This window comes from Comamonas sp. Tr-654 (assembly GCF_011752915.1).
In the GTDB taxonomy this organism is placed as follows: domain Bacteria; phylum Pseudomonadota; class Gammaproteobacteria; order Burkholderiales; family Burkholderiaceae_C; genus Comamonas.
Genome location: NZ_VWWQ01000003.1, coordinates 497,119 through 520,676 on the forward strand (window position 1 = coordinate 497,119; position 23,558 = coordinate 520,676).

Below are 23,558 nucleotides of genomic sequence, written 5' to 3' on the forward strand. Positions count from 1 at the left end.
CCATGCAAGCCCTGCCCGAGCACTCACCATTCAGACTCGGACTGACGGGCGGCATTGGCAGCGGCAAAAGCACGGTTGCGGCCAGGCTGCAGGCACGCGGCGCGACGCTGATCGATGCCGACCATATCTCGCGCAGCCTGACGGCAGTCGGCGGCGTGGCCCTGCCTCTTATCACTCAGGCTTTTGGCGCCGACCTGATCGATGCCCAGGGCGCCCTCAACCGCGCCCGCATGCGCGAGCTGGTCTTTGCCGATCCCTCCGCGCGGCAGCGCCTGGAAGCCATACTCCACCCGCTGATCGCCGAGCAGACCCGGCAGCAGCATGAAGCGGCCGTGGTGGCCGGCAGCAAGCTCATCGTGCACGACATCCCGCTCCTGGTCGAGTCCGGCCACTGGCGCACCAGGCTCGATGGTGTGCTGGTCGTTGACTGCCGCGAGATCACGCAGACGGAGCGCGTCATGGCGCGCAGCGCTCTGAGCCGCGAGGCCGTGCAGGCCATCATCGACGCCCAGGCCACGCGCGCGCAGCGCCTGGCAGCGGCCGACTGGGTCGTCTACAACGATGACGGGGTCACAATCGAAACTCTCCACGCATATACCGATCAAATCGCTGCATGGTTCGGGCTATGATGCAGGCCATGGCTTGGCCTGTGCGTGTGATCGCCGCATGTGCACGTTGACCGCTGATTCCTGTGCGCCTCGAGGAGCCCAGCAAACGTGATCCTGTACGAATATCCTTTTAACGAGCGTCTGAGAACTTATCTGCGCCTTGAGCAGCTGTATCGCCGTCTGCGCGAGCTGCTGACCCGCGCGCATTCGGTCGATCATCATTTCGCGCTGATCACCATCTTCGAGATCATGGATGTGGCCTCGCGCAGCGATCTTCGGGCCGACGTCATCAAGGATCTGGAGCGCCAGAAGCACCTGCTGGACGTGCTGCGCGACAACCCCGATATTTCCCAGCACATGCTGCACCAGGTGGCGCGCCAGGTGGAAGGCTGCTTTGCCACCATCAATGCACAGACCGGCAAGACCGGCCAGGCGCTGACCGAGAACGAATGGCTGATGTCCATCCGCAGCCGTGTGGGCATCCCCGGCGGCACCTGCAGTTTCGACCTGCCGGCCTATCACGCTTGGCAGAACCTCGATCCGCGTTACCGCCAGCGCGACCTCGAAGACTGGGCCGGCGAGCTGACCCCGCTGGGCCAGGCGCTGGAGCTGATTCTGCAGCTGCTGCGCGAGACCGGTATTCCCCAGCGCGTGGTGGCCGAGCACGGCGTGTTCCAGCAGGCCATGCCGGCCGGCCGCAGTTTCCAGCTGCTGCGCCTGCGCATAGACCCGCATCTGAATCTGGTGCCAGAGATCAGCGGCAACCGCCTGCTGGTATCGGTGCGCCTGCTCAAGCTGGCCAATGGCGGCAAGCCCCAGCCCAGCAATGACGACGCGTCTTTCGAGCTGACGCTCTGCGCCTGAGCCGCAGGCAGTCTTCTCTGTCCATCGAGCCGCAGCTTGCGGCTCGCTGTCTTTCAGGGTCGGCTACCCGTGTTTTCCAGCTGTGATACATCTACGCCATGAGCACTGACAAGCAATCCCCCACCATGGTGAAATGCCCGACCTGCGGCGGCCCCAGCGTTTTCCTGCCCAGCAACAAATTCCGCCCCTTCTGCAGCGAGCGTTGCCGCAATATCGATCTGGGCGCCTGGGGCAATGAAGAGTTCCGCGTCCCGGCTCAGACGCCGCCCGAAGATGCACCGTTTGGCGATCCACGCACCGAAAATCAATAGCCTCTAGCAAAAAAACAAGAGCACCTTGCGCCCGTAATTTCTTGATTTCAGCTTGTTTATCCAAGCAACTCAATACTCAACAAACGCAAGGCGCTCTCTATTCGGGAGCGTAACGCTTCAATTCTCAGGCTGCTGCGCCTCGTAATGGCTTTGATCAAAGACCAGGCCTCGCTCCTCGCTCAGCCATTGCAGCACGGGATAGGCACCCGGCAGGACTGGGTGCACATCAAGCGGCAGCTGCTGCCAGGCCATCTGCTGGCCCTCGCGCATCTCGAACTCGCCCGTCCACTGCGTCACCTTGCACCAGTGCAGACGCACCAGCGCATGCGGGTAGTCATGTTCGGTCACCTTCCAGGCATGGGCCTGCCCAATGGTCACGCCCAGCTCTTCGATCAGCTCGCGGCGCAGAGCCTGCTCCACGCTCTCGCCTGCCTCCAGCTTGCCGCCAGGAAACTCCCAGTAGCCCGCATAAGGCTTGCCTGCAGGGCGGCTTGAAATCAGCAACGCCCCATCGGATTCGCGCAACAACACGCCCACGGCCACTTCCGTGTGCTTGCGCTGCGCCTGTGTTTCAGCAGTCACTTCCACAAGACTCTTTCTTCATTCCAGGTCTGCTTCTTCAGCCAGACCGTCCACATCTTCAATGCGCTTCTTGACCGTCACGGGGCGCTCGTTGCGGCCCGCGTAGTCGCGCGCGAACTGGTGGGCCACACGGCCGCTGCGCGAGCCGCGCTCCAGCGCCCAGACCAGGGCTTCGGGCCTGGCCGCCTCGATGGTGGCCTGGTCCATGCCCAGCGCAGACAGCCACTGCGCCACCACGCGCAGATACTCGTCCTGGCTGAAGGGGTAGAAGCTCACCCAGAGGCCGAAGCGCTCGGACAGGGAAATCTTCTCTTCCACCACCTCACCAGGATGGATTTCGCCGTTCTCGCTTTTTTGCTGCGCAAGGTTGTCCGTCATGTACTCGGGCAGCAGATGGCGGCGATTGCTGGTGGCATAGACCAGCACATTGGGCGTGGCTGCGGAAACCGAGCCGTCCAGCATGGATTTCATGGCCTTGTAACCGGGCTCGCCCTCCTCAAAGCTCAGATCGTCGCAATAGATGATGAACTTCTCACTCCGGCCGGCGACCACATCGACGATGTCGGGCAGATCGGTCAGATCGGCCTTGTCCACCTCGATCAGACGCAGGCCCTGGGGCGCATAGCTGTGCAGACAGGCGCGGATCAGCGAAGACTTGCCCGTACCGCGCGCGCCCGTCAGCAGCACGTTGTTCGCCGTGCGACCGCTGACGAACTGCTCGGTATTGCGGGCAATCTTTTCCTTTTGCACGTCAATGTTCTGCAGATCGGACAGCTGCATGGCGCCCACATGGCGCACCGGCTCCAGCACGCCGCAGCCGTTCGCGCGCTTGCGGTAGCGCCAGGCAATCGCCGCATCCCAGTCGGCAGGTGCCTGCAGGGGCTGGGGCAGCACGGACTCGATGCGCTGCATCAATTGCTCGGCCCGCTCGACCAGGCGCTCCAAAGGGTTCATCACATCTTGCACGACCAAATCTCCATATTTTTATAGCTTCTTGCGCTTGATGAATCTTGATTTCAGATTAAAAAGCAATCAGAAATCAATATAGACAAGCGCAAGAAGCTCCTGAAATTGCAGCACCAAAATAGGGGTGCTCACCAGCAAGGGACAGCGAAGGCTGTCGCCCCCTCCCATAGCGCGCAGCGCGTAGAGAGAGGGGGAAGCGGCGGTGCCGCCGCTCAGGGGGTGCTCAATTACGACCTGTAATCCGCATTGATCGTCACATATTCGTGACTCAGATCGCAGGTCCACACCGTCTGTGCGGCATTGCCACGACCCAGTACCACGCGCACCACGATCTCCTGTTGCTTCATCACGCGCTGACCGTCTTCTTCCTTGTAGGAAGGATTGCGGCCGCCGTCGACCACCACATGCACATCGTCCAGGTACAGATCGATTTTGGTCTGATCCAGATCGGCAATGCCGGCATAGCCCACAGCGGCCAGGATGCGGCCCAGGTTGGGGTCGGAAGCAAAGAAGGCAGTCTTGACCAGGGGTGAGTGAGCAATGGAGTAAGCAACCAGACGGCACTCCTCCTCATTCTTGCCGCCCTCGACCTTGACGCTGATGAACTTGGTGGCACCCTCGCCATCGCGAACAATCGCTTGGGCGAGCTTTTGCGCCACTTCCAGCAATGCTGCCTTGAGCTGCTCACCCTCAGCGCTGGACAGTGCCGTGATCTGGGCATTGCCGGCCTTGTGTGTGGCGATCAGCACAAACGAGTCATTGGTGGAAGTGTCGCCATCAATGGTCACGCGGTTGAAGGAGCCGTCGGCCAGCTCCTTGACCAGAGGTTGCAACAGCTCGGGCGCAATCACCGCATCCGTGGCCAGAAAGCCCAGCATGGTCGCCATATTGGGGCGAATCATGCCCGCGCCCTTGCTGATGCCGGTGATGGAGACCGTCTTGCCGCCAATGCTGACGCTGCGGCTGAAAGCCTTGGGCAAGGTGTCGGTGGTCATGATGCCTTCGGCAGCCGTGGCCCAGTTATCAGCCTTGGCGGCAGCGATGGCTTTGGGCATGCCAGCCACGATGCGGTCCACAGGCAGCTCTTCCATGATCACGCCGGTGGAAAAAGGCAGGATCTGGCCTGCGCTCAGGTCCAGCTCCCGGGCCAGGGCAGTGCAGGTGGCACGAGCATTGGCCAGACCGGCTGCGCCGGTGCCGGCATTGGCATTGCCGGTGTTGATGACCATGGCGCGGATGCCGGTGCCGTACGCCAGATGCTCGCGGCAGATCTGCACGGGAGCGGCGCAGAAACGGTTCTGGGTGAACACGCCGGCCACCGAGGCGCCTTCGTCAAGCAGGAACACCGTCAGGTCCTTGCGATTGGCCTTGCGCACGCCGGCTTCGGTAACACCAATGCGAACGCCATTGATCGCCAGCAGATCAGCGGCGACGGGAGCGGAAAGATTCACGGACATTTCTGTATGTTCCTAGAAAAGTAGAAGACACCCCCTGAGCCGCTGCGCGGCTTCCCCCTCTCTCGCCTGGCGGGAGGGGGACGACATCCTCGCTGCGGGGCGGCCCTTGCTCGATGTCTCGCGCCTGGAGCACGCCACTGATTCACAGTCCGCGGGGCAAGTTCGGACTGCAAGCAAAACGTTCCCCATTATCGGAACAAACGGAGGCCTGATAGGACTTGCCGGATTTTGTTGCGCAAAAAGCTGAGTCCCAATGCAAACACGGGCCAAAGCCCGTGTTGTAAATGCAGCTTGAGACGGACTGTCCAAGCCAGAGCCGCCTCACGGCGGGGCCGTGAGGCCCCTTGGAGTAAGGCGCGCAGCGCCTCAGTGGGTCAGGACAGCTTGCCGTGGCAAAGCTTGAACTTCTTGCCGCTGCCGCATGGGCAGGGGTCGTTGCGGCCCACATGCACGCCCTCGGGCATGGCCAGAGGCTCGGCCAACGTCACGTCGTCCTCGATGCTCATGCCTTCGGTATCCGAGGGCGAGGCATAGCTCATGTGCTCCAGACTCTGGGCGCCGCGCTCGTTCATGGCGACGGCAGCTTCGTCCATCTCTTCGCGCGAGCGGACCTGCACCGTCATCAGCACGCGGGTGACTTCGGTCTTGACCTGGTCGATCAGCTGGCGGAACAGCTCGAATGCCTCGCGCTTGTATTCCTGCTTGGGCTGCTTCTGGGCATAGCCGCGTAGGTGAATGCCCTGGCGCAGATAGTCCAGCGCGGCCAGGTGATCGCGCCAGTTGGTGTCGAAGCTCTGCAGCAGCACGGCACGCTGGAACTGCGTGAAGTTCTCCTGACCGATCAGGGCCACCTTGGCATCGAACAGATCGTGGGCCGCCTTGACGACCTTTTCCAGAATCTCATCATCGGTGATGGATTCCGAACCCGCCACGTCCTGCTGCAATGGCAGATCGATCTGCCATTCGCTGGCCAGCGCCTTCTCCAGGCCGGGCACGTCCCACTGCTCTTCCATGGACTCGGCCGGCACGTACTGGCGCACCAGGTCGGTGATCACGTCTTCGCGCATGGCGGCCAGCATGCCGTTCAGATCGGTCGAATCCAGAATGTCATTGCGCTGCTGGTAGATCACCTTGCGCTGGTCGTTGGCCACATCGTCATATTCGAGCAGCTGCTTGCGCATGTCGAAGTTGCGGGCTTCCACCTTGCGCTGTGCAGACTCGATGGAGCGGGTCACGATGCCGGCCTCGATGGCTTCGCCTTCGGGCATCTTCAGGCGGTCCATGATGGCCTTGACACGGTCGCCCGCGAAGATGCGCATCAGTTGGTCGTCCAGGCTCAGATAAAAGCGCGAGGAGCCGGGGTCGCCCTGACGGCCCGAGCGGCCGCGCAACTGGTTGTCGATGCGGCGCGACTCGTGACGCTCGGTGGCGATGATGCGCAGACCGCCCAGGGCCACGATCTTGTCGTGCGCCACTTGCCAGTCGGCACGCAGCTGCTCGATCTGCTGATTGCGCTCGGCCTCGCTCAGCGCCTCGTTGCTCTCGATGGCCTTGAGCTGCTTGTCGATATTGCCGCCCAGCACGATGTCGGTACCACGGCCGGCCATATTGGTGGCGATGGTGATCATGCCTTCGCTGCCCGCCTGGGCAATGATGTCGGCCTCGCGCTCATGCTGCTTGGCGTTGAGCACCTGATGGGGCAGCTTCTCGCGGGTCAGCAGCTGGTCGATGATTTCGGAGTTCTCGATCGAGGTCGTGCCGACCAGCACGGGCTGGCCGCGCTCGTAGCACTCGCGGATGTCCTTGATCGCCGCGTCGTACTTTTCCTTGGTGGTCTTGTACACGCGATCGAGCTGATCCTGGCGCTTGCTGGGCTTGTTGGGCGGCACCACCACGGTCTCCAGGCCATAGATTTCCTGGAATTCGTAGGCTTCGGTGTCGGCCGTGCCGGTCATGCCCGACAGCTTCTTGTACAGACGGAAGTAGTTCTGGAAGGTGATCGAGGCCATGGTCTGGTTCTCGGCCTGAATGGCCACACCTTCCTTGGCTTCCACGGCCTGGTGCAGGCCATCACTCCAGCGACGGCCGGCCATCAGGCGGCCGGTGAACTCGTCCACGATCACGATTTCGTCGTTCTGCACCACATAGTGCTGATCGCGGAAGTACAGCTGGTTGGCGCGCAGCGCGGCGTACAGATGGTGCACCAGAGAGATATTGGAGGGATCGTAGAGCGACGAGCCTTCGGTGATCAGGCCGGCATGGCTCAGCAGGCGCTCAGCCGCTTCATAGCCCTGGTCGGTCAGATAGACCTGATGGGATTTTTCATCGACCGTGAAGTCGCCGGGCTTGGTCACGCCTTCTCCCGTGCGAGGATCGGCTTCGCCTTCCTGACGCACCAGATTCGGCACGATCTGGTTCATGGCCACATACATGGCCGTGTGATCCTCGGCTGGGCCGGAGATGATCAGCGGAGTGCGCGCCTCATCGATCAGGATGGAGTCCACCTCGTCGACGATGGCGTAGTTCAGCACGCGCTGCACACGGTCGCCGGGCTCATACACCATGTTGTCACGCAGGTAGTCGAAGCCGTACTCGTTGTTCGTACCGTAGGTGATGTCGGAGTTGTAGGCCTGCTGCTTTTGCTCGCGTGACAGGTTGGGCAGGTTGATGCCCACCGACAGGCCGAGGAAGTTGTAGAGGCGGGCCATGGTCATGGCATCGCGGTTGGCCAGGTAATCGTTGACGGTCACCACATGCACGCCCTCGCCCGACAGGGCATTAAGGTACACGGGCAGCGTCGCGGTCAGCGTCTTGCCTTCACCGGTACGCATTTCGGCAATCTTGCCGTCATGCAGCGCCATGGCGCCCAGCATCTGCACGTCAAAGTGACGCATCTTCATGACGCGCTTGGAGCCTTCGCGCACCACGGCAAATGCTTCGGGCAACAGATCGTCCAGCGCCTCGCCCTTGGCAACGCGATCCTTGAACTCCTGCGTCTTGGCGCGCAATGCCTCATCGCTGAGCTTTTCGTACTCAGGCTCCATCGCATTGATGCGAGCGACTGTCTTACGGTATTGCTTGAGCAACCGGTCATTGCGGCTGCCGAACAGTTTGGTGAGGAAATTGGTGGCCATGCGTGCGAAGGCACATTGCTTTTTTGCCGGTTGCGCAAAGCAATGTGTCCAGAATTCCTTGATTGTTGGTCTTCAGATGGGGCCGTCCCCGGGGCCGTCAAGAGCCACACCCAAAATAGGTGAAAAACCTCCCGGCGCCTCCAAAACAGGAACAGGACCAAAAAATCATTCTAACCGCGCAAGCCTGCCCTGGTTTTGCGCTGCTTCAGAGTACGTATGGGATTGCGTCGCAAGCGCAGGCACATCAACGCAAACGACCCGCACTGCCGCATTCATTGCCGACTGCGCTAAGCTTGGGCTTCGCCCCTCACCCAACCGCCCGCCCTTTGCATGACCATTGTTCGCCGTCATCACGCAGTTACCGCCATCAATGCCATGGAGTCTTCTCCCACATTGGCACGCCTGGCAGCGCTGACGCAGGACTCAAGCAACCGGCTCAAGGCTGTCCTGCCACTGGTACCGCCCATGCTGCGCGCCAGCCTGCAGGCTGGGCCCATTGAGGGAGACGGCTGGTGCCTGATCGTGAAAAACAACGCAGCTGCCGCCAAAGTGCGCCAACTGCTGCCCGCCATGGCAGCCCATCTGCGCACCAAAGGCTGGGCCGTCACCAGCATACGCATCAAGGTTCAGGCCTGATAAGGCCTTTTTTAGGCACTGAAAAACAAAAAAGGCCTCCGAAGAGACCTATTTGTTTGGTGCCGGTTGTCGGATTCGAACTGACGACCTACCGCTTACAAGGCGGGTGCTCTACCAACTGAGCTAAACCGGCGAAGACTGAATTCTAACGTAGAAAAACAGCCCAAAAAGAAGAAACCCGAAATTTCTTGGCTTGCCCTCGGGCATCCGGTTTCAGGATGTCTTTCCGCTTATTTCACACGCTTGAGCGCCGGACGGCCACCTGCAGGTGGTGGCGTACGAGGAGCGTCATCCTCACTGGAAGCCTCTGCTTCGGCCTTGACGGGAACCAGTTGCACCACACGCTCGGTCGAGGATTCGTCATCCGACTCCACGTCGGGCTCGCCATCTTCCATCAATGACACATCGCCATCCTCGGAGACTTCGTCCTCCTCGGGCGGGAAGGCCATGCCCTGGCCGGTTTCGCGAGCATAGATGGCCAAGACGTTCGCCACGGGCACCATGATTTCCCTGGGCTGGCCGCCAAAGCGTGCCTTGAATTCCACGTACTCATTGCCGATCAGCAGGCCGCTGGTCGCGTCGTAGCTGATGTTGAGCACGATCTGGCCATCGCGCACAAACTCCATGGGCACCTGGGTGCTGCGATCCACACGCACGGCGATATGCGGCGTCAAGCCATTGTCGGTACACCATTCAAACAAAGCCCGCAGCAGATACGGACGGGTTGAAGTCGTTTCAGGGGCTGTCATCTCGTTTCCTGACGAATCAAATCCAGAAGATTGCAAAGACAAAAAAGCGGGCAGATGAAGGAAACCCCTTCAGCATGCCCGCTCTGCGCTCATGTGCAATTACTTGCGCATGACCTTTTCGGAAGGCGTCAGCGCTTCAATGTAAGCCGGACGCGAGAAGATGCGCTCGGCATACTTGAGCAAAGGAGCGGCATTCTTGGACAGCTCGATGCCGTAGTAGTCCAGGCGCCACAGCAGCGGAGCAATGGCCACGTCCAGCATGGAGAAGTTCTCGCCCATGATGTACTTGTTCTTCAGGAAGATGGGAGCCATCTGTGTCAGGCGATCGCGGATATGGGCACGAGCCTTTTCCAGAGCCTTTTCATTGCCCTTGACGTTGCGCTCTTCGAGTGCGCTCACGTGCACGAACAGTTCCTTCTCGAAGTTCAGCAGGAACAGGCGCACACGGGCACGATCCACAGGGTCGCCAGGCATCAGTTGGGGATGGGGAAAGCGCTCATCGATGTACTCGTTGATGATGTTGGACTCGTACAGGATCAGGTCGCGCTCGACCAGAATTGGCACTTGACCGTAGGGGTTCATCACGGCGATCTCTTCGGGCTTGCTGAACAAGTCCACATCGCGGATCTCGAAATCCATGCCTTTTTCAAACAGCACAAAGCGGCAGCGGTGTGAGAAGGGGCAAGTCGTTCCCGAATAAAGCACCATCATGGTGGAGACTCCTAAAAATCAAAAAGAGTGGGTTGCCCACGGCACCCCACTCTGCACTAACACGGTTTGGCTGCAGACAACTGCTGCACGGCGGCAAGGCTTATTTCACGTCTTTCCAGAACGCGGCATTCAGGCGCCAAGCGATAAAGATGAAGATGCCCAGGAAAATCAGCACGCCCACCCCGATACGGGTTCGGGTGTTCTGAGCCGGCTCCCCCATCCATTGCAGGTAATTCACCAGATCGCCAACTGCCTGATCGTACTGCACTGCGCTCATCTTGCCAGGAGACACCTGCTCCCAACCCTTGAAGACCTGGGTCTTAGTTCCGTGGTCGTCATGCTCTTCGAAGATGGCGCGACGCTCACCCTGCAGCTCCCACAGCGCATGCGGCATGCCTACGCTGGGAAAGGCGAGATTATTCCAGCCTGTGGCCTTGGTGTCATCCCTGTAGAAAGTACGCAAGAAGGTATACAGGTAATCGGCACCCGAGCCACCCGAGCCGGCGCGTGAGCGCGCAATCACCGTCAGATCGGGAGGATTGGCACCGAACCATTCCTTGGCCTCCTTGGGATTGATGGCGGCCTTCATGGTCTCGCCCACCTTGTCGGTGGAAAACAGCAGATTGTCCTTGATGTCCTGCTCGGTCAGCCCGATGTCCTTCAAGCGGTTGAAACGCATGAAGGCAGCGGAGTGGCAGCTCAGGCAGTAGTTGACAAAGATCTTGGCACCGTTTTGCAAGGATGCCGTATTGCTGGTGTTGACCGGCGCCTTGTCCCAATGGATGCCGCCTTCGGAGGCTTGCGCAGCACCGGCGATACCCAGGGCCGCAACCAGGGTCAGAATCAGTTTCTTCATTCTTGTTCTCTCCTGCTTCAGTGAGGCTTGAAGGTCACACGCTCGGGCACGGGCTTGGTCTCGCCCAGGCGACTCCACCAAGGCATGAGCAGGAAGAAGCCGAAGTAGAACAGCGTGCCGACCTGAGACACCTTCTCGCCAATCGGCGACGGAGGCTGCACACCCAGATAGGCCAGGACGACGAAATTCACCACAAACACGGCATACACATACTTGTGCCAGCTGGGACGATAGCGAATCGACTTGACCGGGCTGCAATCGAGCCAGGGCAGGGCAAACAGGATGATGACCGCACCACCCATGACGACCACACCCCAGAACTTGGCGTCAATGGAGAGCATCATCGCGATGACACCGAGAGCCACGATGGCCACTGCACCCTTGGCAAAACCGGGCAGGCGCGACTTGAGAATGCCGTAGCCGGCACCCAGCACCACGCAGGCGATCAGCACATACATCATCTCGCCGGTGATGGCACGCAGCATCGAATAGAAGGGCGTGAAGTACCAGACGGGAGCAATGTGATTGGGCGTCTTGAGCGGGTCGGCGGGGATGAAGTTGTTGTACTCCAGGAAGTAGCCGCCGAACTCGGGCGCAAAGAACACCACGGCCGAGAACAGGAACAGGAACACCGTCACGCCGAAGATGTCATGCACCGTGTAGTAAGGGTGGAAGGGAACGCCATCCAGAGGGCGGCCCTTTTCATCCTTGGGCGCATTCGGCCCCTTGATCTCGATACCGTCGGGATTGTTGGAGCCCACATCGTGCAGCGCCAGCAAATGTGCCACAACCAGACCCAGCAGCACCAGGGGCACGGCAATCACGTGGAAGCTGAAGAAGCGGTTCAGCGTTGCATCGCCCACCACATAGTCGCCGCGGATCAGCAAAGCCAGATCGGGGCCGACAAAGGGAATGGCGGAGAACAGGTTCACGATCACCTGGGCGCCCCAGTAAGACATCTGGCCCCAGGGCAGCAGATAGCCCATGAAGGCCTCGGCCATCAGTACCAAGAAGATGGCACAGCCGAAGATCCATACCAGTTCACGCGGTTTGCGGTAAGAACCGTACAGAAGACCGCGGAACATATGCAGATAGACCACCACAAAGAACGCCGAGGCGCCCGTGGAGTGCATGTAGCGGATCAGCCAGCCCCATGGAACATCACGCATGATGTATTCCACGGAAGCAAACGCCTTTTCGGCATCGGGCTTGTAGTGCATCACCAGGAAGATGCCGGTGACGATCTGAATCACCAGCACCAGCAGCGCCAGCGAGCCGAAGATGTACCAGAAGTTGAAGTTCTTGGGAGCGTAGTACTCCGACATATGGACGCGGTACGCATCGAATGCCGTCGGAAACCGGTTCTCCAGCCAATTCATGGCCTTGGCTCCGGTCGTGGAGTTCGGGTCGATTTGCTTGAATTCGTGGGCCATTGTTCTTGTCTCCCTCAGGCTGCCTTGGTGTCTTCACCAATCAGCAGCTTGGTGTCGGACAGGTACATATGTGGCGGCACTTGCAGGTTGTCCGGCGCTGGCTTGTTCTTGAACACCCGGCCGGCCATGTCAAAAGTGGAGCCATGGCATGGGCAGAGGAAACCGCCCTTCCAGTCTGCGGGCAGCGAAGGCTGAGGCCCGGCAACGAACTTGTCGGTAGGTGAACAACCCAGGTGGGTGCAGATGCCAACGACCACGAGGATTTCAGGCTTGATGGAGCGCGCTTCATTTTGCGCATAGGGGGGCGTGAACTCTTCGGGATGACGCACCGACTTCGGGTCTGCCAGTTCGCCATCGAGGCCAGGCAAGTCCTTGAGCTGCTCGGGCGTGCGCTTGATGATCCACACCGGCTTGCCACGCCACTCGACGGTGAGCTTCTCACCATCCTTGAGATTGGAGATATCCACCTCTACCGCAGCACCTGCTGCTTTGGCTTTTTCAGAAGGCTGGAAGGAGCTCACAAAAGGGACGGCCGTTGCCACACCGCCCACGGCACCAGCACATGCTGACGTGATGATCCACGTGCGCTTGCTGGAGTCGACTGGAGAGTCACTCATGGATTTCCTCGAAGTACATCGCTTGATTTGGGGTCAACTGCAAATTCTAGCGGTGGGGTTATGGTTATTCCAGCCCCAGTCCGACGTTGACAACCGCCAAAGTCACGCAATACTGCGCTATCTCAAACTCTTAGTGACTGGAACTGCTTATGGGCATGATGCAAGAATTCCGTGAGTTCGCAATCAAGGGAAACGTCATGGATCTTGCCGTGGGCGTGATCATCGGCGGCGCGTTCGGGAAAATCGTTGATTCCGTGGTCAACGACCTGATCATGCCTCTGGTGGGTCTGTTCTTTGGCAAGCTGGATTTCTCCAACCTGTTCGTCGTTCTGGGCACCATGCCCGAGGGAGTTCCACGCACCCTGGATGCACTGAAGAAAGCCGGCATTCCTGTATTTGCCTATGGCAACTTCATCACCGTTGCAGTGAATTTCATAATTCTGGCCTTCATCATTTTCATGATGGTCAAGCAGATCAACCGCCTCAAGCGCGAAGCACCTGCAGCACCGGAGCAAGCACCTGCTACGCCTGAAGACATTCAGCTGCTGCGCGAGATCCGCGACAGTCTCAATCGCAAGGCGTGAGATCCTTAAGATCCAATGACTGCAAGCCTGCTGGCCCCGGCAGGCTTTTTTCATGGAAGCGCATGCCGTGCATGCATCCGGACGGCCAACGCACTGAGCCGCCGCTGAGCAAGCGTCAGATCGCCAGACTGCGGGCCATGTGCACGGCTTCGATCAGGCTGGCCTCATCGGCCACGCCCTGGCCGGCAATGTCAAAGGCCGTGCCATGGTCGGGACTGGTGCGAACCAGCGGCAAACCAAGGGTCACGTTGACGCCTTTTTCCACACCCAAATATTTGACTGGGATCAACCCTTGGTCGTGGTACATCGCCAACACCACATCGAATTCACCCGGATGGGCTGGCGTATTTCGCGCCCGCATGAAGACCGTGTCCGGCGCAAACGGCCCCTGCACATCCATGCCTTCGGCCTGAGCTGCCGCGATCGCCGGGGCAATGATCTCGATTTCCTCACGACCGAAGATGCCGCCCTCACCCGCATGCGGATTGAGCCCGGCCACGGCAATGCGAGGCACGCGCCCCAGGTTCCTGCTCAGCGCCTGATGCGTGATGCGCAAGGTCTGCAGGATCTGCGGCCCGGTCATGGCCTCGATGGCCTCGCGCAGCGACACATGGATGCTAACCAGCACGGTGCGCAGCTCGTCATTGGCCAGCATCATGCGCACCGGCATCTGCTCCAGCGAAACGCCCGCATGGGCAGCCGCCTCGGCCTGCAGAAGTTCCGTGTGTCCGGGGAAAGTCACCCCCGCCAGATGCAGCGCCTCCTTGTGCAAGGGCGCCGTAACCAGAGCGGCAATCTCGCCACGCAAAGCGGCTTGCGCGGCCCAGACCACGCATTGCGCCGCGGCCTGCCCGGCAGCTGCACAAATCTGGCCATAGGGCTGAGGCCCCGCCAGTCCCGGCAGGTTCAGTAGCGCGATAGCACCCTCCGGGACAGACCAGGCTTCGCCCGGCTCATCGATCACCACCACGGGCTGAGCGATGCCCTGATCGCCGTCAGCGGCCCGGGCGGCCAGAGCTGTGGCTCGACGCAGCGTCTGCAACTCACCCACAACAAAGCAGCCGCGCATGGCTTGCGGTGCAGCCCGGAAGGCCTTGGCGATGATTTCAGGCCCTATGCCTGCGCAGTCGCCCTGGGTGATGGCGATGGTTTGGGTTGAAGCAATGACGGACATAGGCATCCAAAGCGCCGCAAGCTCCTCTGTTCTCAAGTGCTTGCAGCCATCAAAAGTGAGAGACGAAGGTCCGAGACCGGATCAGGCCGGGTTGTCGATATCGATGAAGCGGTGCTCAAGCCCGCACTCCCGGGCCACATGGGCCGCCACTGCCGGCGCGCCATAGCGCTCGGTCGCATGATGGCCGGCAGCGATAAAGCTCACGCCCATCTCTCGCGCCACATGCATCTGGGGCTCGGAGATCTCGCCAGTGATATAGGCATCGGCGCCGGCGGCAATTGCCGACTCGAAAAAGCCCTGCGCCCCTCCGGTGCACCAGGCCAGCTTGCGGATCGGCCTGTGATCCTGCAAACCGGCCAGCGTCACCTTGCGCCCCAGCAAGCTTTGCACATGTTCGGCCAGAGCGGCAGCATCGGCAAAATCCACATCGGCCAGCCAGCCCAGGTTCTGGTCGCCGAATGCGGCCTGTCCCTGGACTCCGAGCCGCGCCCCGAGTTGCGCGTTATTGCCCAGTTCGGCATGGGCATCCAGCGGCAAGTGATAGGCAAACAGATTGATGTCATGTGCCAGCAGCAGGCGAATGCGTTCCTTGAGCCAGCCCGTGATGCGACCATCCATGCCACGCCAGAACAGACCATGGTGCACGAAGATGGCATCGGCTCCGGCCTCAATCGCAGCCTCGATCAGGGCGCGGCTGGCCGTCACACCGCTGACGATGCGACGAATCTCGCTCTTGCCTTCGACCTGCAGGCCGTTGGGTCCGTAGTCCTTGAAGCGTTCGGGCTGCAGCAGCCCGTTGAAAACGGATAACAGGGTGTTTCGCTCAATGCTCATGCTCCGATTGTGCCCAAGCCCGCACGCAGACCCAGCCAGCAAGGCTTTGGCAGACGTAAAAAAGGGCAGCCCGGAGCTGCCCTTTTTCAAGACAAGCGGCTTCAAGCCTTCTTGGCTTGCCAACCCGTGCAGGCCAGCGGCCAGAAGCCCATGGCCATGCCCAACACGCCCATGGCCGCCACATAGTGGGCAGGAGCCATCACGTCCACCTGCTGCCACACGGACACCAGCATGGGAGTCAGACCGCCGAACACGGCATAAGCCATGTTGTAGGAGAAGGACAGACCGGTGAAGCGCACTTCAGGCGGGAAGGCCCGGACACCCACCACGGGCAGCAGCGAGATGGAGCCCACGAAGAAGCCCACGGTCGCATAGTTGCAGATCAGAGACGCCTCGTTGCCCGGCAGGTTCAGATAGAACAGATAGGCCGTGGCCGTCATGCCGCCCCAGCCGATGAGCATGGTCAGCTTGGTGCCGATCTTGTCGGACAGCCAGCCCCAGAACACGCAGCCAATGGTCAGCGTCACGGTCGCCACGGCATTGGCCTTCAGTGCCATGGCAGGCTCGATGTGGAACACCTTTTGCAGATAGGCCGGCGTGAACAGGATCACCACCACAATCGCCGTGGACAGCACCCAAGTCATCAGCGCCACGACAACGCAGGCTTCGCGGTGATCGCGCAGGATGGTCTTGATCGGCAGTTCGCGGTCAGCGGCCTTGCGGGCCTGCAGCTCCTGGAAGATGGGAGTCTCGTGCAGGAACTTGCGCAGATACACGGACACCAGACCGAAGACGCCGCCCAGAATGAAGGGCAGACGCCAGGCCCAATCGTGGATCTCGCTCTGGCTGTAGGTGCTGTTGAGCCAGACTCCGATGATGGAGCCCAGGAAGATGCCGCCGGTAATGCCGGAAGTCAGTGCACCGATGGCGAAGCCGTAACGCTTTTCGGGAGCATGCTCGGCCACGAACACCCAGGCACCGGGCATTTCACCGCCGATGGCTGCACCTTGCATCACGCGCATCAGCAGCAGCAGGATGGGAGCGGCCAGGCCAATGGTTTCATAGGTCGGCAGCAGGCCGATGACCAGCGTGGGCACGGCCATCAGGAACACCGACAGCGTAAACATCTTCTTGCGGCCCAGAATGTCGCCGAAGTGGGCAATCAAGATGCCGCCGATGGGGCGTGCCAGATAGCCGGCTGCGAAAATGCCCAGCGTCTGCAGCTGGCGCATCCACTCGGGCAGCGAAGCCGGAAAGAACAGGCTGCCGATCACATTGGCAAAAAAGACGAACACCACGAAGTCATAAAACTCCAGCGTTCCGCCCAGGGCCGATAAGCCCAGGGTCTTGTAGTCCTCCCGGTTCAGGAGGCGATTCTTCGCAGCAGCCGGCTCCTTGGCCGATGCAGCTTGGTCAAGCGTAGTCATGGTGTTTCCCAGATCGAACAACAGGACAGCGCGGATAAGGCCGCTGATCACGGGTCAATGTGCAGTGGCATACCGATTGCAGCGGGCTTCAGATGCAAAGCCACACCGGGCCGAATATGAGCACCTTGTGGGCGGTCACGGCGGCATAAGCGCAGTCGAAAAAACATTCTAGGGTTTCCACCCATGCCTGTCGGGGATACAAAACTTTAGAGGCCTGCAGTCCTATAGCCATCGCGCCTGCAATCTGCAAAGCTTTAGGCTATGCAATTGCGTGCAAGCAAATGTTCGCTTCGACGCCCGGTGCAGCCATGCTTCACAATGTGGGCTTGTTCTCCTCACTACCTATACGCATTACATGAAACGCACCTGGTTGCTGTTTTCGCAGGTCGTCACCGTGCTGGTGGCTATCTATTTTGTAGTGGCTACCCTACAGCCCACTTGGCTTCAGCGCGGAAATATTCGCAGCAATGCCGGTGTTTCACTGCTGCAGGCTCCCTCTGCTCCAGCGGGTGAAGTCGCTCCAGGCAGCTTTGCGCCAGCCGCACGCAAGGCCTCGCCCGCCGTGGTCAGCATCAACACCAGCAAGGCGGTGCGCCACCCGCGCGCCAACGATCCCTGGTTCCAGTTCTTCTTTGGCGATCAGGGCCCGCAGGAGCAATCTGGTTTGGGTAGCGGGGTCATCATCAGTCAAGATGGCTACATCCTCACCAACAACCACGTGGTGGAAGGTGCCGACGATATCGAGGTCACGCTGACCGACAGCCGCCAGGCCAAGGCCAAGGTCATTGGCACGGACCCCGAGACCGATCTGGCCATTCTCAAGGTCGAGCTCGACAAGCTGCCCGTCATCGTGCTGGGCAACTCCGACCAGGTCGCCGTGGGTGACCGCGTGCTGGCCATCGGCAACCCCTTCGGCGTGGGCCAGACCGTGACCAGCGGCATCGTCAGCGCCCTGGGCCGCAGCCAGCTGGGCATCAACACCTTCGAGAACTTCATCCAGACCGATGCCGCCATCAACCCTGGCAACTCCGGCGGCGCCCTGGTGGATGCCAACGGCAATCTGCTGGGTATCAACACCGCCATCTACTCGCGCTCGGGCGGCAGCATGGGCATCGGTTTCGCGATTCCCGTCTCCACGGCCAAGATGGTGCTGGACGGCATCGTCAAGGACGGCAAGGTCACACGCGGCTGGATCGGCGTGGAGCCCAACGAACTCTCACCCGAGTTGGCCGAGACCTTTGGCGTCAAGGCCGATGCCGGCGTCATCATCACTGGCGTGCTGCAGGCCGGCCCCGCCGCCCAGGCCGGCATGCGCCCCGGCGACGTGATCGTCAAGGTGGGCGAGACCGCGACCCGCAATGTCTCCGAGCTGCTGACGGCCGTGGCCTCGCTCAAGCCCGGCGAAGCCGCCAAGTTCGATGTGCGCCGCGGCGACAGCGAAGTGGTGCTGAACATCACTCCGGGCGCCCGCCCTGCAGCCAGCACCTTGCAGCAACAGAGCCGCCCCCGCCGTTGACGAACGCTACCGCCAACCACACCAGCCAGCGCCAGTCGCTGGCTTTTTTCATGCTGCGGCCTGTTGCAGGCTGCAGCGAGCCATCACAAATCATCAGGAAATACCGCTCAAGCGCTTACAGGCAAAGCGCCTGAAGCTATCAAAACAAAAGCCCTTGAATCGCTTCAAGGGCTTTGCCGGGAGTCGGGGACGAAGATCAGTGGCCGTCCGTGGATTTCTCCACTTCCGTGCCTGTGCCTTCTTCGGCATCGGGCGCACGCGATACCCGGCTGAACCAGCCGGCTCCCAGAATGCCGATCTCGTAGAGCAGGCACATGGGCAAGGCCAGGGCCAGCTGAGAGATCACATCGGGCGGCGTGATGACAGCAGCAATCACAAAGGCCAGCACCACGAAATAGCCGCGGAAGGCCTTGAGCTTCTCAATCTCCACCAGCCCGAAGCGCACCAGCAGCATCACCACGATGGGCACCTGAAAGGCCGCAGCAAATGCAATGTAGAGCGAGAGAATCGCTTCCACGTACGAGGCGATGTCGGGCGTTGCCGCCACGCTGGCCGGCGTGAAGTGCTGGATGAACTTGAACATATTGCCCAGCACAAAGAACTGTACGAAGGCAATGCCGGCATAGGCCAGCAGGCTGCCGAACATGATCAGCGGCAGGGCGAACTTCTTCTCGTGGCTGTACAGGCCCGGCGCAACAAAGGCCCAGATCTGGTACATGATCCAGGGCAGCGCCAGCAGCACGGCCACCATCATCAACACCTTGAGCGGCACGAAGAAAGGCGAGAAAACGCCCACCGCAATCAGCTTGGCGCCGGGCGGCATGTGCTCCTTGATGGGCAGGGCGATGAAGTCGATCAGGCCGTCGGGGCCCGGCCAGAACATCAGCAGCCCGACGCCGATCAAAACGCCATACAGGCTGTAGAGCAGGCGATCACGCAGCTCCATCAGGTGCTGGACAAACGGCTGCTCCGTGCCGGCGAGTTCGTCTTCTTTAGAGGGTTCGGACATGGTGCAAAACCGCGTCGGAGCCCGATCGGCTCCACACGCTTGAGAAACAACAACGCCCGTGAATCACGGGCAAAGAGCGACATGCGGGCAGCCAAGCCGGCCCACTGGGGTCGGCCATGGCCGACCTTGCGGTCGGCAGGCTGCTGAGCTGCATGTTCAATGGAACTTCTTGGGGCGAAAGCGCGCCACGCGTGCCGCACCCGACTGGACCTTGCTGCGTACCCCGGCACGGGCCTTGTACCACTGGGGTACGGCACCACGCTTGATGCGCCAGTTCTTGCGCGGATGGCGATAGCTGGGCACCACGCTGCTGTGCGTATCCAGACCGGTGTAGCCACCTTCTGCGTCATAGGAGCCGAAGGACGAAGCCGAAGTCATGTTCGAGTCGTCGCGCAGGTCCTTGGTCGCATCGCTCCAGTCCTTTTCAAGATCGGAGGCCTGATTGCGCATGCTGGACTCCACGTCCCGCGCGGCAGTCTCGACCGTGTCCTTCATCTTGCGCAGCTCATCGAGCTCCATGGAGCGGTTGACCTCGGCCTTGACGTCGGACACATAGCGCTGTGCCCTGCCAAGCAAGGTGCCCACCATGCGGGCCACGCGCGGCAGCTTCTCGGGACCGATGACCACCAGGGCCACGGCACCGATCAGCGCCATTTTGGACAGGCCAATATCAAACATCTAGATGTGAGTCCTGCCGCGATCAGCTCTTTTGCTTGGCTTCCACGTCGATGGTGGCCTTTTCGGCAGCCTGCTGGTTGGCCACCTGGCCGGTCGCAGCGTTGGCGTCGGCGTCAGTCGCGCCGTCCTTCATGCCGTCCTTGAAGCCCTTGACGGCGCCGCCCAGGTCGGAGCCGATGTTCTTGAGCTTCTTGGTGCCGAACACCAGAACCACGATGAGCAGCACGATCGCCCAGTGCCAGATAGAAAACGAGCCCATGAGAATCTCCTAGAAATTGCAAACCATTTTAGACGGGGCTTGTGACAGATACGAATCAATCACCCAAAAAGCCTGCAGCGCACAGCTCTATCGCCGTGCACAGGCTTGGTCCATCGTCTGATCAGCCCTTGAGCCAGGGGCGCGGGCCGCCCATGACATGCAGGTGCAGATGGTGCACTTCCTGGCCGCCTTCGCTGCCGGTGTTGACCACGATGCGGAAACCGCCATCGGGATAAGGGTTGCAGCCCTGCTCCAGCGCCAGTTTGGGTGCCAGCGCCATCATGCGGCCCAGCAGGGGCGCATCCTCGGCGCCGACCTGGGCCATGGAGGGGATGTGCTTCTTGGGAACCACCAGAAAGTGCACGGGCGCACCGGGGTGGATGTCATGGAAGGCGAACAGCTCCTCGTCTTCATAGACCTTGCGCGAAGGAATCTCCCCCTTGGCGATGCGGCAGAAAATGCAATTGGCGTCGTAATCGTGGTCGTGCATGGTCTCTGGTATCTCTACGGTTCAGTACTCCGAACGCCCTGCCCAGCCCATGGCCCGGGAGGCCAGAAAGCAGGCAACGGCGTCGCCCCCTGCGGAGGCTATCCCCTATTCTCGTTGAATCGCAGTGTCTGCTTGACGCCAAGGTGCTCGCGGTTGAGCTGCAGCCATTGCTGACCGCGCTCGCGGCCCAGCTCGAACAGCTTGCGCACCATGCCCATGTCTGCGCGCACCTTGCTCGAGGCACCAAAGGGCTTGAGCACCGAGCCGCCATCGATGCGGTGCATCAGCACATGCTTGTAGCGCTCGGGGTCCAGACGCTTTTGCTCCAGCAGCTTGACCACGAACTCAATGGCCCGCAACTCGGCCAGCAAGCTGGCGTTGAAGGTGATCTCGTTCATGCGGTCCATGATCTCGCGAGCCGTATCGGGCGAGACATCGGACTCCTTGGGATTGATCTGCACCAGCAGGATGTCCCGGCTGCGGGTCTCGTAGATCAGCGGATACAGGGCCGGATTGCCAGAGAACCCGCCATCCCAGTAGCACTCTCCGTCAATCTCCACCGCCTTGAACAGCTGCGGCAGGCAGGCCGAGGCCATGATGGCGTCTGCCGTCACCTGCTCGCCCTTGAAGATCTTGCCGCCGCCCGTGCGCACGTTGGTGGCGCAGATGAAGAGCTTGGGCACCACGCCAGGATGAGCGGGATGGGCCAGCGTCTCGAAATCCACCACCCGGGTGAGCAGCTGGCGCAGCGGGTTGATATTGAGCGGATTGGTCTGATAGGGCGACAGAAACTGGTTGAGCACACCCATGAACTGCTTGCTGCCCGGCAGCGGTGCGGCCCAGAACATTTTGCCCACGCTGCCCATGGTGCCCACGCCCTCCCACAGCTCGCGCAGAGACTGGCGCGCCAACTGACGCCCGAGGTAACGGGCATCGTCCAGATTCTTTTCCTGCGCGGCCGCCTGCGCGAAGCCATGGGCCAGCGCCACGGCATTCATGGCACCGGCACTGGTGCCGCTGATGCCTTCGAAGATCAGTCCGTCATCGTCGAGCAAGGCATCCAGCACGCCCCAGGTCAGCGCGCCATGCGATCCCCCGCCCTGCAGGGCCAGGTTGAGGGTGTGGGAAGTCTCTGCAGCCATGGCACGATCCTGTGAAGGTTGAGGAACCAGGTAAGGGCTTGGAACTGTCGCTACGAACGCACAGCGAACACAACTAGCGAATCTGCACAATTTCCGCAGCTTATCCAGCACTGCGAGCATTGCACAGGCCCGGCACCCGTGTCAGCCTGCCGACCCGAATCTGTTGCAGTGCAGCAAAACCACTTGCAAAAACAAAAAAGCCCCGGCCGTAAAGCGGGGGCTTAGCTGTCGGGCAAAACCGGCTCAGGAGCGGATCGCGCGATTCTTGTTCATGGCGATCATGCCGCTGACGATACGGTAGAGGAACCAGATGGAGATCAGCACCCAGGCGGGGTTGAAGATCAAGAGACCCAGCAGGAAGAACGGGAAGGTCACCGCATAGAGCACGATGGCCCAGAGCACGCTGCGCAGGCGCCAGGAAAAATGGCTCTCCTGCCAGGTGCCGCGCGCATCGTCGCGCTTGACCAGATCGATGACAACCGCAATCAGCAACAGCAGCACGCTGACCTGCGCGCCCGGCAGCACCGCGGCCACGGCCACGATCAGGTGCAGCAGATAGCTGACCCAGCCCCAGGCCTTCAGGCCCTCGACCTCGGCAGAGCCGCCGGGGCCTACATCGATGATGTCGCGATCGTCATTCATTCGTGCCTCCTTATTACTTGGCCGCCCCTTCCTGAGCAGCGCGTTCCTGGGCCTTGCGCAGTGCTTTTTCCTCCAGACCGCTGGTGCCCTCGCGGCGCTCCAGCTCGGCCACCACCTCTGCGGGCGTCAATCCGTAGTGCGACAGCGCAATCATGGAGTGAAACCACAGATCCGCCACTTCATAGAGGATCTTGCCCTTGTCCGCGCCATGATCGACATCCTTGGCGGCCATCACGACTTCGGTGGCCTCTTCGCCGATCTTCTTCAGAAAGGCGTCGGGCCCCTTGTGCAGCAGACGCGCGACATAGCTTTTTTCGGGGTCACCACCATTGGCGACCTTGCGGCTTTCGATCACGGCGGCCAGACGGGCCAGTGCGCCCTCGACCGACGCGGTGTTTTGTTCAGACATGACTTTATTTGTAGATGGAAGCAGGATCTTTCAAGACCGGATCGACAGCAAGCCACTGTCCGTCCTTGAACACGCTGTAGAAGCAGGAGTGGCGACCGGTATGGCAGGCGATACCGGGATCATGCCCCTCTTGCGTGATCTTGAGCAAAACCACGTCGTTGTCGCAGTCGATGCGCATCTCGTGCACGGTCTGCACATGGCCGGACTCCTCGCCCTTGAACCACAGCTTGTTGCGCGAGCGGCTGAAGTAAACGGCGCGCCCCAGCTCGGCGGTCTTCTCCAGTGCCTCGCGGTTCATCCAGGCGAACATGACCACGTCGCCGCTGCTTTGCTCCTGCGCAATAACGGGCACCAGCCCCTGCGCATCCCATTTGACTTGATCGAGCCAGCTCATTGCAGACCTTTGTTTTGTATAGCGGCCAGCGCAGGCTAGCAGCCGATTTCAACCACAAAACATATGGAAAGCCGCT

The 23,558-nt window shown here is 60.8% G+C and carries 27 protein-coding genes and 1 tRNA gene; 7 read left to right on the forward strand and 21 right to left on the reverse strand.

Annotated elements, in window-relative coordinates:
- Nucleotides 1-2: 2 nt before the first annotated feature.
- The 3 genes from coaE to F3J24_RS11950 all read left to right on the forward strand — a co-directional run bounded on the left by coaE (nt 3) and on the right by F3J24_RS11950 (nt 1,783).
- Nucleotides 3-629, forward strand: a complete 627-nt coding sequence (gene coaE / locus F3J24_RS11940) for a dephospho-CoA kinase (RefSeq protein WP_167006289.1) — start codon at nt 3-5, stop codon at nt 627-629.
- A gap of 87 nt (nt 630-716) precedes the next feature.
- Entirely contained in the window at nt 717-1,472 is a 756-nt protein-coding gene (gene zapD, locus F3J24_RS11945; protein WP_003058549.1) for a cell division protein ZapD, read from the forward strand.
- Nucleotides 1,473-1,570: 98 nt separating this feature from the next.
- A complete protein-coding gene (locus F3J24_RS11950) occupies nt 1,571-1,783 on the forward strand; it encodes a DNA gyrase inhibitor YacG (protein WP_003058551.1) in 213 nt (70 codons plus the stop codon).
- A 117-nt stretch (nt 1,784-1,900) separates the two neighbouring features.
- Here the strand turns inward: F3J24_RS11950 and F3J24_RS11955 are convergent, their stop codons facing one another.
- The 4 genes from F3J24_RS11955 to secA all read right to left on the reverse strand — a co-directional run bounded on the left by F3J24_RS11955 (nt 1,901) and on the right by secA (nt 7,922).
- A complete protein-coding gene (locus F3J24_RS11955; RefSeq protein WP_003074008.1) occupies nt 1,901-2,371 on the reverse strand; it encodes an NUDIX domain-containing protein in 471 nt (156 codons plus the stop codon).
- A 12-nt stretch (nt 2,372-2,383) separates the two neighbouring features.
- The gene (locus tag F3J24_RS11960; protein WP_034348267.1) at nt 2,384-3,319 is read right to left on the reverse strand and encodes an ATP-binding protein; all 936 of its coding nucleotides are present in this window, start codon (nt 3,317-3,319) and stop codon (nt 2,384-2,386) included.
- A gap of 239 nt (nt 3,320-3,558) precedes the next feature.
- On the reverse strand, nt 3,559-4,788 hold the full coding sequence (gene argJ, locus F3J24_RS11965) for a bifunctional glutamate N-acetyltransferase/amino-acid acetyltransferase ArgJ (RefSeq protein ID WP_167006292.1): 1,230 nt from the start codon (nt 4,786-4,788) through the stop codon (nt 3,559-3,561).
- A gap of 374 nt (nt 4,789-5,162) precedes the next feature.
- Nucleotides 5,163-7,922 carry a preprotein translocase subunit SecA gene (gene secA, locus F3J24_RS11970; protein ID WP_167006297.1) on the reverse strand — a complete coding sequence of 920 codons (2,760 nt, stop codon included), beginning with the start codon at nt 7,920-7,922 and terminating at the stop codon, nt 5,163-5,165.
- A gap of 330 nt (nt 7,923-8,252) precedes the next feature.
- Between secA and F3J24_RS11975 the strand changes: the two genes are divergently transcribed.
- The gene (locus tag F3J24_RS11975) at nt 8,253-8,558 is read left to right on the forward strand and encodes a hypothetical protein (RefSeq protein ID WP_167006300.1); all 306 of its coding nucleotides are present in this window, start codon (nt 8,253-8,255) and stop codon (nt 8,556-8,558) included.
- Nucleotides 8,559-8,615: 57 nt separating this feature from the next.
- On the opposite strand, the gene F3J24_RS11980 is transcribed toward F3J24_RS11975, so the two are convergent.
- The 6 genes from F3J24_RS11980 to petA form a co-directional block, all read right to left on the reverse strand.
- Nucleotides 8,616-8,691, reverse strand: a tRNA-Thr gene (locus F3J24_RS11980).
- Nucleotides 8,692-8,788: 97 nt separating this feature from the next.
- Nucleotides 8,789-9,307 (reverse strand): ClpXP protease specificity-enhancing factor, encoded by a 519-nt coding sequence (locus F3J24_RS11985; RefSeq protein ID WP_167006303.1) that lies wholly within the window; start codon nt 9,305-9,307, stop codon nt 8,789-8,791.
- 99 nt (nt 9,308-9,406) lie between these two features.
- Entirely contained in the window at nt 9,407-10,018 is a 612-nt protein-coding gene (locus F3J24_RS11990; RefSeq protein ID WP_003058564.1) for a glutathione S-transferase N-terminal domain-containing protein, read from the reverse strand.
- Nucleotides 10,019-10,118: 100 nt separating this feature from the next.
- Nucleotides 10,119-10,874, reverse strand: a complete 756-nt coding sequence (locus F3J24_RS11995) for a cytochrome c1 (RefSeq protein ID WP_003058566.1) — start codon at nt 10,872-10,874, stop codon at nt 10,119-10,121.
- A gap of 17 nt (nt 10,875-10,891) precedes the next feature.
- A complete protein-coding gene (locus tag F3J24_RS12000; RefSeq protein WP_167006306.1) occupies nt 10,892-12,307 on the reverse strand; it encodes a cytochrome bc complex cytochrome b subunit in 1,416 nt (471 codons plus the stop codon).
- A gap of 14 nt (nt 12,308-12,321) precedes the next feature.
- Nucleotides 12,322-12,924: a ubiquinol-cytochrome c reductase iron-sulfur subunit gene (gene petA, locus F3J24_RS12005; RefSeq protein WP_034364476.1), complete on the reverse strand. Its 603-nt coding sequence runs from the start codon at nt 12,922-12,924 to the stop codon at nt 12,322-12,324.
- On the opposite strand from petA, the gene F3J24_RS12010 reads away from it, so the two are divergent.
- Both F3J24_RS12010 and mscL read left to right on the forward strand, forming a co-directional pair.
- Complete coding sequence (locus tag F3J24_RS12010; protein ID WP_167006308.1) at nt 12,923-13,099, forward strand: hypothetical protein; 177 nt, start codon at nt 12,923-12,925, stop codon at nt 13,097-13,099. The two genes, petA and F3J24_RS12010, sit on opposite strands and share 2 nt — an antisense overlap.
- The gene (gene mscL, locus F3J24_RS12015) at nt 13,074-13,508 is read left to right on the forward strand and encodes a large conductance mechanosensitive channel protein MscL (protein WP_167006311.1); all 435 of its coding nucleotides are present in this window, start codon (nt 13,074-13,076) and stop codon (nt 13,506-13,508) included. The genes F3J24_RS12010 and mscL overlap by 26 nt, the downstream gene beginning before the upstream one ends.
- A 115-nt stretch (nt 13,509-13,623) precedes the next feature.
- Here the strand turns inward: mscL and pdxA are convergent, their stop codons facing one another.
- The 3 genes from pdxA to F3J24_RS12030 all read right to left on the reverse strand — a co-directional run bounded on the left by pdxA (nt 13,624) and on the right by F3J24_RS12030 (nt 16,943).
- Entirely contained in the window at nt 13,624-14,682 is a 1,059-nt protein-coding gene (pdxA, locus tag F3J24_RS12020; protein ID WP_167006316.1) for a 4-hydroxythreonine-4-phosphate dehydrogenase PdxA, read from the reverse strand.
- A gap of 81 nt (nt 14,683-14,763) precedes the next feature.
- Nucleotides 14,764-15,516: a Nif3-like dinuclear metal center hexameric protein gene (locus tag F3J24_RS12025; protein WP_167006319.1), complete on the reverse strand. Its 753-nt coding sequence runs from the start codon at nt 15,514-15,516 to the stop codon at nt 14,764-14,766.
- Nucleotides 15,517-15,617: 101 nt separating this feature from the next.
- Nucleotides 15,618-16,943: an MFS transporter gene (locus F3J24_RS12030; RefSeq protein ID WP_167006323.1), complete on the reverse strand. Its 1,326-nt coding sequence runs from the start codon at nt 16,941-16,943 to the stop codon at nt 15,618-15,620.
- A gap of 355 nt (nt 16,944-17,298) precedes the next feature.
- Between F3J24_RS12030 and F3J24_RS12035 the strand changes: the two genes are divergently transcribed.
- The gene (locus F3J24_RS12035) at nt 17,299-18,459 is read left to right on the forward strand and encodes a trypsin-like peptidase domain-containing protein (RefSeq protein WP_167006326.1); all 1,161 of its coding nucleotides are present in this window, start codon (nt 17,299-17,301) and stop codon (nt 18,457-18,459) included.
- A 196-nt stretch (nt 18,460-18,655) separates the two neighbouring features.
- Here F3J24_RS12035 and tatC read toward each other — a convergent pair whose 3' ends face one another.
- The 8 genes from tatC to hisI all read right to left on the reverse strand — a co-directional run bounded on the left by tatC (nt 18,656) and on the right by hisI (nt 23,524).
- Complete coding sequence (tatC, locus tag F3J24_RS12040) at nt 18,656-19,468, reverse strand: twin-arginine translocase subunit TatC (RefSeq protein WP_034348270.1); 813 nt, start codon at nt 19,466-19,468, stop codon at nt 18,656-18,658.
- Nucleotides 19,469-19,624: 156 nt separating this feature from the next.
- Nucleotides 19,625-20,146 carry a Sec-independent protein translocase protein TatB gene (tatB, locus tag F3J24_RS12045; RefSeq protein ID WP_167006329.1) on the reverse strand — a complete coding sequence of 174 codons (522 nt, stop codon included), beginning with the start codon at nt 20,144-20,146 and terminating at the stop codon, nt 19,625-19,627.
- 22 nt (nt 20,147-20,168) lie between these two features.
- On the reverse strand, nt 20,169-20,405 hold the full coding sequence (gene tatA, locus F3J24_RS12050; protein WP_003058595.1) for a Sec-independent protein translocase subunit TatA: 237 nt from the start codon (nt 20,403-20,405) through the stop codon (nt 20,169-20,171).
- A 121-nt stretch (nt 20,406-20,526) separates the two neighbouring features.
- Complete coding sequence (locus F3J24_RS12055) at nt 20,527-20,895, reverse strand: histidine triad nucleotide-binding protein (protein WP_167006332.1); 369 nt, start codon at nt 20,893-20,895, stop codon at nt 20,527-20,529.
- Nucleotides 20,896-20,993: 98 nt separating this feature from the next.
- Entirely contained in the window at nt 20,994-22,037 is a 1,044-nt protein-coding gene (locus F3J24_RS12060; protein ID WP_167006335.1) for a patatin-like phospholipase family protein, read from the reverse strand.
- A gap of 243 nt (nt 22,038-22,280) precedes the next feature.
- On the reverse strand, nt 22,281-22,679 hold the full coding sequence (locus tag F3J24_RS12065) for a hypothetical protein (RefSeq protein WP_003058601.1): 399 nt from the start codon (nt 22,677-22,679) through the stop codon (nt 22,281-22,283).
- A 13-nt stretch (nt 22,680-22,692) separates the two neighbouring features.
- On the reverse strand, nt 22,693-23,088 hold the full coding sequence (locus F3J24_RS12070; protein ID WP_003058603.1) for a phosphoribosyl-ATP diphosphatase: 396 nt from the start codon (nt 23,086-23,088) through the stop codon (nt 22,693-22,695).
- A gap of 4 nt (nt 23,089-23,092) precedes the next feature.
- Nucleotides 23,093-23,524: a phosphoribosyl-AMP cyclohydrolase gene (gene hisI / locus F3J24_RS12075; RefSeq protein WP_255498891.1), complete on the reverse strand. Its 432-nt coding sequence runs from the start codon at nt 23,522-23,524 to the stop codon at nt 23,093-23,095.
- Nucleotides 23,525-23,558 lie beyond the last annotated feature (34 nt).